Raw genomic sequence first — 7,625 nt, 5'->3', positions numbered from 1 at the left:
TGATTTATAACGACCGGGTGTCTTCAAAACCCGCCAATCCGCGAAGACGGGCTAACCTCTCGCGCTTGCGGGGGAGGTCGGCACGCAGCGCCGGGTGGGGGCTCTCTCCACTTCGGCAGCGTCGCCTGCGGAGACACCCCCCCACCCCAGCCCTCCCCCGCACGCGGGAGAGGGAGCGGGTTTCGCCGTCTGTGAACAGCCGGTCGAAGTCGCTGCCGTCGGTGCGCAGATCTTCGGCATTGAATACCGGCCGGAAGATTCGCTGCACGTCCTTGATGTGCTCACCGATCCCGATGCGCGCTCCCGTTCTGGACTTGATGTAGGGCGCGCCGGACAGGTGGTCGGCGTGGGCATGGGTCTCCAGCACCCATTCGATCGTCAGCCTCTCCCGGTTCGCCGCGGCCAGAATGGCTTCCACCGAGCGAATGTCCACGGTGCCGTCCCGCTGGTCGAAATCGAGTACGGGATCGATCACCGCGGCGCGGCGCGTGACGGGGTCGGCGACCAGATAGCTGATCGTGTTGGTGGCGGAATCGAAGAACGCCTTGATCTGCGGGGCCGGGTGCGAAGTTGTCATGGCTTGTTCCCTTCCATTGGCGGCAACCCGTCATCTCGCAGGGCAACGTAGATCGCGGGGATCACCAGCACGGTCAGCAGCGTCGAGGACGCGAGCCCGAACAGCAGCGAAATTGCGAGACCCTGAAAGATCGGATCCGGCAGGATCGTCGCCGCGCCGATCATCGCGGCCAGCGCGGTCAGGATGATCGGCTTGAAGCGCACCGCGCCGGCTTCGAGCAACCTCTCGCGCAGACTGTTGCCCGACGCGGCATGACGGATGAAGTCCACCAGCAGGATCGAGTTTCGCACGATGATGCCGGCGAGCGCGATGAAACCTATCATCGACGTCGCGGTGAATGGTGCGGAGAACAGCCAGTGGCCGATCAGGATGCCGATCAAGGTCAGCGGAATCGGTGTCAGGATGACAAGCGGCAGCTTGAAACTGCCGAATTGCGCGACGACGAGGATATAGATGCCGACAATGGCGATCGCAAACGCCGCACCCATGTCGCGGAAAGTGACATAGGTTATTTCCCATTCGCCGTCCCACAGCAGGGTCGGCCTCGTTTCATCCGCGGGCTGGCCATGCAGGCCGAGGGCGGGCTTCGGCAGATCTCCCCATTGATGCGCGTCGATGCGGCGCGCCACCTCCAGCATGCCGTAGATGGGCGCTTCATAGCTGCCGGCGAGCTCGGCCATGACCATGTCGGCGAACCGGCCGTCACGGCGGAAGATCACCGGAGAGCCGGCTTCGGTCGTTGCACGCACCACCTCGCCGAGTTCGACCACGGTCTTGCCGCCCGGCAAGGCATTGGCCGGCACCGGCGTGGAAGCAAGCGCCTGCGTCCAGGAGAGATCGCTCTTCGGCAGCCGCACCGTGATCGCGATCGGGTTGCGATCCTCACCCCGATGCGAATAGCCGACGGTCAATCCTCCGAACAGCATCTCGATGGTGTCGTAGACGTCCTTTTGTTCGACGCCGAAGAACTCGAGGCGGTCCTGGTCGATCGAGAGCCGCAGCCGCGGCCGCGGCTGCCCGACCGAATCGTCGACGTCGACGATGAAGGGCACCGAGGCGAATATCTTCTTCGTCTCGTTCATCACGGCGCGACGGGTCGCGGAATCCGGGCCATAGATTTCCGCGAGCAGGGTCGCCAGGACGGGCGGACCGGGTGGCACTTCCACCACCTTGATCGAGGTGCCTTCCGGCGTCACGAGAGCTTTCAACCTCTCGCGCAGTTCGAGGGCGATGGCATGGCTGGCCCGGGAGCGATCGCCGCGGGCGGTGAGATTGACCTGCAGTTCTCCCAGTTCCGGGGCCGCGCGCAGGTAGTAATGCCGCACCAGGCCGTTGAAGTTGAACGGCGCGGCGGTGCCGGCATAGATTTGAGCCGAAGTCACCTCGGGCAATTGCCGGGCAATGCTGCTCGCAGCCAGCAGCACCCGCTCGGTGTCCTCCAGGCTCGCCCCTTCCGGCAGATCGGCGACCACGGCGATTTCCGACTTGTTGTCGAACGGCAGAAGCTTGACCGTCACGCTTCGGGTGTAGAACAGCCCCATCACCAGCACCGTCGCGATACCGACCGACACCAGAAATATCCAGGCCGAACGGCGTGTCCGAATGATCGGCGCGGCGACCTTGCGATAGATACGGCCGAGCCACCCTTCACCATGCGCCGCCTCGTGCCGGTCCGGAGCGCCATCCTTGCGATGCAGCTTCAGCATCAGCCATGGCGCAATCACCATTGCGACGAAGAACGAGAACAGCATGGCTGCGGATGCATTGGCCGGAATCGGCGCCATGTACGGCCCCATCAGGCCGGATACGAACAGCATCGGCAGCAGCGCGGCGACGACGGTCAGTGTCGCGAGAATCGTCGGATTGCCGACTTCGGCGACGGCCTCGATCGCGGCCTGAAGCCGCGGCCGGCCATCCCGCATCGCCCAATGCCGTGCGATGTTCTCCACCACCACGATCGCGTCGTCGACCAGAATGCCGATCGAGAATATCAGGGCGAAGAGGCTGACGCGGTTGATGGTATAGCCCATCAAATTGGCGGCAAACAGCGTCAGCAGGATCGTGGTCGGAATGACCACCAGCGTCACCACCGCTTCGCGCCAGCCGATCGCCAGGGCGATCAGGATCACGATCGACACGGTGGCAAGGCCGAGATGGAACAGGAGCTCGTTTGCCTTCTCATTGGCGGTTTCGCCGTAGTCGCGGGTGATCGTCGCGGCGACATCGGCGGGGATCAGCACGCCCTCGAGCGCCGCGACCCGCGCACGCAGATTTTCCGACACGACAACCGCATTGGCGCCGGCGCGCTTGGCTATCGCGACGCTGACGGCGGGCGAAGTCGACCACACGCCCTTGTCCTGCTGCGACACGTTCCAGACCCGGTGCTCGGCCGGCGACGGTCCAAGGACGACTTTGGCGACGTCGCGCACGTAGACCGGACGATTGTCGCGGGTCGTCACCAGCAACAATCCGATATCCGGCACGCCGGAAAGCGTCTGACCGGCGACCACCGCGCGCATCTGCCCGGCGTCGCGCACCCGGCCGGCCTGGAACGAACGGTTCGCGTCGCGCACCTTGGCCAGCAACTGCTGCAGCGTAACGCCATAGAGCGAGAGCTTTTCGGGGTCCGGCTCGACGCGTATCTGCTGGGCGTCGCCGCCGGCGATGTAGGTCAAGCCGACATTGTCGACCTTGTTGAGCTCGGACCGCAGCTTTTCGGCGAGTTCGTAGAGATCCTTGTCGGTGTAGCGTCCGGCGGCGGCCGGCTTCGGCGACAGCGTCACCACCATGATTGCCACATCGTTGATGCCACGGCCGACGATCAGCGGCTCGGGTATGCCGACGGGGATGCGGTCTATATTGGCCCGGATCTTCTCGTGCACGCGCAGGATGGCTTCGTCGGCTTTGGTGCCGACGAGGAATCTCGCCGTCACCATGACGCGGTCGTCCTGGGTCTGGCTGTAGGTGTGCTCGACGCCGTCGATCGCCTTGACCACCGTTTCCAGCGGCTTGGTCACCAGTTCGACCGCATCCGGCGCCTTCAGGCCGTCGGCGCGAACCGTGATATCCACCATCGGCACGCTGATCTGCGGCTCTTCCTCGCGCGGGATGGTCATCAGCGCGACCAGGCCCGCCGCCAGCGCTGCGAGCAGGAACAGCGGCGTCAACGGCGAGCGGATCGTCGCCTTGGTCAATCGACCGGAGAAGCCGAGGTTCACGGGCGCACCAGCCTGTCGGAAACGTGCAGGCCCGACAAGATCTCGATCCCGTCGGGTATCTCCTTGTTCGGCGCCGGCCGGCCGCGCTGCACCGGCACGTCGGTGTCGACGTTGCCGGCGCCGCGGATCCTGACATAGTCGACGCCGAAGCGGGTCGTGATGAACCGCGCCGGTATGACAAACGCCGTGCGCTCGCCGGCGCTGATCCACACCCTGATGCGCTCATTGACGAAGTAGTCGCCGAGCCCTTCGACGGCGGCATCGGCAACGACCCGTCCGTCTTCGATTTGCGGGTAGACCAGGCTGATCTTGCCGTAACGTGTCGCCGACGTACCGAGATCGTCGCCGTCGATGCGCACCGGATCGCCCGCCTTCATCAGCCGCGCATGCCGCTCGGGCACCCTGAGCCGCATCACGAAGTTCTGCTCGGCGATCAAGGCGACGGGATCGCCGGACATCACGACTGTGCCGGCAGTCAGCGGGACCTTCAGGACCCGGCCGGCGGCCGGCGCCAGTATGTTGCCTTCGGTGAGTTGCTGCTGGATCACCGAACGCTCGGCCGTACGCGCCCGCATCGCGTTGCTGGCGACGTTGACGGCCGTGCGCGCCTCGTCGAGCCGCGTCTTCGGCGCTATTGCCTTCTGGAACAGTTCGTCGGCCCGCGCCAGGTCGGTCTGGGCCTGGGCAAGCTGGGCTTCGAGCCCGGCGATCTGCGCATCGAGGGACTTCATCTGCAGCGCCAGCTTGTCGTCACCGACGGTGGCGATGACCTGGCCGAGATCGACGTGGTCGCCTTCCTTGACTGCGATCGCGGCAACGGTACCGCCGATCCGGCTGCGGCCCGGCACCACGCGCCGGCTCTCGATCGTCGCAAACACCGCCTTCTCGTCGGGCACCGCGGACGACGTCACGTCGAACAGCTCTTCTGCCGCGCCCGCCGGGGCGGGCGCCATGCCGAATACGACAAACAGGAACGCGCCGATCGTCGGGAACGATCTCCGCTTACTCAAGGAGGACATGAAACTGCTCCGAACCGTTTTCGATTCACTAGAACCGTGGAAGCCCGTGATGGTTGATCCCGATCAACGCCTGCGAGCACGAGTGGACTTGGTTGACCGGCATGCGACGCTCGGCGCGCAGAATGAGCGGTAGAGCACTTCGACCAGATCGCGCGCCGGAGCGCTGCTGATCGAGTACCAGATGGTCTGACCTTCCCGGCGCGAATCGACCAGGTCGTCGCGGCGAAGGATCGCGAGATGTTGCGACACGGTGGAATCGCGGACGCCAAGAAACGCGGCGAGTTCGCCAACCGAGCGCTCGCCGTCTATCAATTGACAGAGGATCAGCAGGCGGTGGCGATTGGCCAGGGCCTTGAGCAGCTCGCTCGCGGCATCGGCGGCGGATTGCATTTGTTCGACGTCTACTTTCATACTTGCGTATATACGAATTATCGAATATATTGTCAAGCACGATGCAGCTTTTGCGCTGCCCATCCACAGCAACAAGGCGAGCACAATCAAAGCAAGTCGAATCAAACGGAGGAAGAGTCATGGCGGAACTCGTCGTTCTCGGTGCAGGCCTCAGCGGAACATTGATGGCCTATGAACTTTTGCCAAAGCTGCGGAAGGATCAGGACCGCATCACCGTGATCGGCCAGGGATCGCGATATCACTTCGTTCCTTCCAATCCGTGGGTTGCGATCGGCTGGCGGGAAAAGCAGGACATCGAAGTCGATCTGGACGAGGTGATGCGGCGGAAGGGAATCCGCTATTTCGCGCAAGGTGCGCGGCGTGTCTTCCCGAACGAGAACCGGATCGAACTGGAGGACGGCAGTTCCGTCAGCTACGATTATCTCGTCGTCGCGACCGGGCCGGACCTCGCCTTCGACGAAATTCCGGGATTAGGCCCCGACGGACAGACCCAGTCGATTTGCCATGTCGACCATGCGGTCAAGGCAAGACAGGCATTCGAACAGTTCACGAAATCGCCGGGACCGATCGTGGTCGGCGCCGTGCAGGGAGCATCATGCTTCGGCCCGGCCTACGAGTTCGCGTTCATTCTGGATACCGAGCTGCGCAAGCGCGGCCTGCGCGACCGGGTTCCGATGACCTTCGTCACGTCCGAGCCCTATATCGGTCATCTCGGCCTCGACGGCGTCGGCGACACCAAGGGCCTGCTCGAAAGCGAAATGCGCGATCGCCACATCAAATGGATCACGAACGCGCGCGTCACCGGCGTAGAACCCGGCAAGATGTCGGTTGAGGAAGTGGCGGAAGGCGGTGGCGCGGCCAGGAACCACGAAGTGCCCTTCGGATATTCGATGATGCTGCCGGCCTTTCGCGGCGTGGCGGCGGTCCGCGGCATCGAGGGCCTGACCAATCCGCGCGGTTTCATCATCATCGACAAGAAGCAGCGCAATCCGGCATTTCCCAACATCTTTGCCGTCGGAGTCGGCGTTGCGATTGCGCCGGTCACGGCGACGCCGGTACCGACCGGCGTGCCGAAGACAGGCTTCATGATCGAATCGATGGTGACGGCGACGGCGATCAACATCGCCGACCTGTTGCGGAACGCCGAGCCGAAGGCCGAGGCTACCTGGAACGCCGTGTGCCTCGCCGATTTTGGCGACGGCGGCGTCGCCTTCATTGCCCAACCGGAGATCCCGCCGAGAAACGTCAATTGGTCCGCGAAAGGGCGCTGGGTCCACCTCGCGAAGGTCGCGTTCGAAAAATTCTTCCTGCGCAAGATCAGGCTCGGCGACAGCGAGCCATTCTACGAGCGGTTCGTGCTCGAACAACTCGGGATCCGCAAGATCAAGGCCGGCTAGAGCCGGCAACAGCGAAGTGTCATGAGTTCAACACGCAATATCGTCTGTCCGCACTGTAGCGCGACCAATCGCGTTCCGGCGAGCAAGCCGGCGAAGGAAGCTCGTTGCGGCGCCTGTCACAAGGGGCTGTTCGAAGGTCACCCGGTGGCGGTCGACGGCCTGACCTTCAACAAGCATCGCCACGCCAACGACATCGCCGTGCTGGTCGATGTCTGGGCGGCGTGGTGCGGTCCATGCCGCGCCATGGCGCCGATGTTCGAGAGGGCCGCCTCCGAGCTCGAGCCCGAGGTCCGGCTGCTCAAGCTCAACGCCGACGAAGAGCAGCGCACCAGCGCCGAACTTGGCGTGTCCGGCATTCCGGCGCTGCTGCTGTTTCGAGGCGGCAGGCTGCTGGCGCGAACGGCGGGCGTCATGGACACCGCAAAGATCGTCGCATGGACGCGGAGCCAGCTCGCCGGAAGCGGCTGAACTGAACTGCAAGGACACGAACGGGAATGGGCATGGGCCCTTTAACAAGGAGAAGTGAAATGAATGTCGATCGTGCCGTGATGGCCTTTGCCGGGATGATGATCCTGGTCAGCGTCCTGCTCGCCTTCTATGTCAGCCCCTATTGGCTGGCACTGACGGCCTTCGTCGGCCTGAACCTGCTGCAGGCATCGTTCACCGGGTTCTGTCCGGCGGCGAGGATCTTCAGCAAGCTCGGATTGAAGTCCGGCTGCGCATTTTCCTGATCGGAAAGGCTGGCAGGCTGCGCTGGCGGCCTGTCCCGGCTTCCAACGCCCTCGATAGCAAAAGGGCGGCTCATCGAGCCGCCCTTTTGAATTCTTCAATCGAGAACGATCTTATTCAGCGGCGAGCCTGGTGTCCGGCGCTGCGGCGCGGACCTCGGCGTCGACCTGGGCTTCGAACTTGGCAAAGTTCTTCTGGAACATGCCGACCAGGCTGCGGGCGGTCTTGTCGAACTCGGCCTTGTCCTTCCAGGTGTTGACGGGATCGAGGATCT

Annotated in this window: 6 protein-coding genes and 1 pseudogene; 3 read left to right on the top strand and 4 right to left on the bottom strand. The window is 63.9% G+C overall.

Annotated features, from left to right (window positions below; translation table 11 throughout):
• Positions 1-181: 181 nt before the first annotated feature.
• From V7E26_RS27935 to V7E26_RS27920, 4 genes and pseudogenes are all read right to left on the bottom strand, one after another.
• Positions 182-577 (bottom strand): annotated as a pseudogene (locus tag V7E26_RS27935) (MBL fold metallo-hydrolase); the annotation flags it as partial.
• A complete protein-coding gene (locus tag V7E26_RS27930; protein ID WP_324422579.1) occupies positions 574-3,795 on the bottom strand; it encodes an efflux RND transporter permease subunit in 3,222 nt (1,073 codons plus the stop codon). The gene V7E26_RS27930 and the pseudogene V7E26_RS27935, both read right to left, overlap by 4 nt.
• Positions 3,792-4,814 (bottom strand): efflux RND transporter periplasmic adaptor subunit, encoded by a 1,023-nt coding sequence (locus V7E26_RS27925; protein ID WP_442893494.1) that lies wholly within the window; start codon positions 4,812-4,814, stop codon positions 3,792-3,794. The genes V7E26_RS27930 and V7E26_RS27925 overlap by 4 nt, the downstream gene beginning before the upstream one ends.
• A gap of 63 nt (positions 4,815-4,877) precedes the next feature.
• Positions 4,878-5,225: an ArsR/SmtB family transcription factor gene (locus V7E26_RS27920; protein ID WP_324422577.1), complete on the bottom strand. Its 348-nt coding sequence runs from the start codon at positions 5,223-5,225 to the stop codon at positions 4,878-4,880.
• A gap of 119 nt (positions 5,226-5,344) precedes the next feature.
• Here V7E26_RS27920 and V7E26_RS27915 point away from each other — a divergent pair, with 119 nt between their 5' ends.
• From V7E26_RS27915 to V7E26_RS27905, 3 genes are read left to right on the top strand one after another with little or no spacing between them, the layout of a single operon-like run.
• Positions 5,345-6,622, top strand: coding sequence for an NAD(P)/FAD-dependent oxidoreductase (locus tag V7E26_RS27915; RefSeq protein ID WP_324422575.1), 1,278 nt, complete (start codon positions 5,345-5,347; stop codon positions 6,620-6,622).
• 21 nt (positions 6,623-6,643) lie between these two features.
• A complete protein-coding gene (locus tag V7E26_RS27910; protein WP_324422573.1) occupies positions 6,644-7,090 on the top strand; it encodes a thioredoxin domain-containing protein in 447 nt (148 codons plus the stop codon).
• A 59-nt stretch (positions 7,091-7,149) separates the two neighbouring features.
• Positions 7,150-7,353: a YgaP family membrane protein gene (locus tag V7E26_RS27905; RefSeq protein WP_324422571.1), complete on the top strand. Its 204-nt coding sequence runs from the start codon at positions 7,150-7,152 to the stop codon at positions 7,351-7,353.
• Positions 7,354-7,625: the final 272 nt, after the last annotated feature.

It is taken from the genome of Bradyrhizobium sp., from assembly GCF_036735945.1.
GTDB lineage: Bacteria > Pseudomonadota > Alphaproteobacteria > Rhizobiales > Xanthobacteraceae > Bradyrhizobium.
Note: the sequence above shows the minus strand (reverse complement) of the source record. Positions and strands in the feature narration are given on the sequence as shown.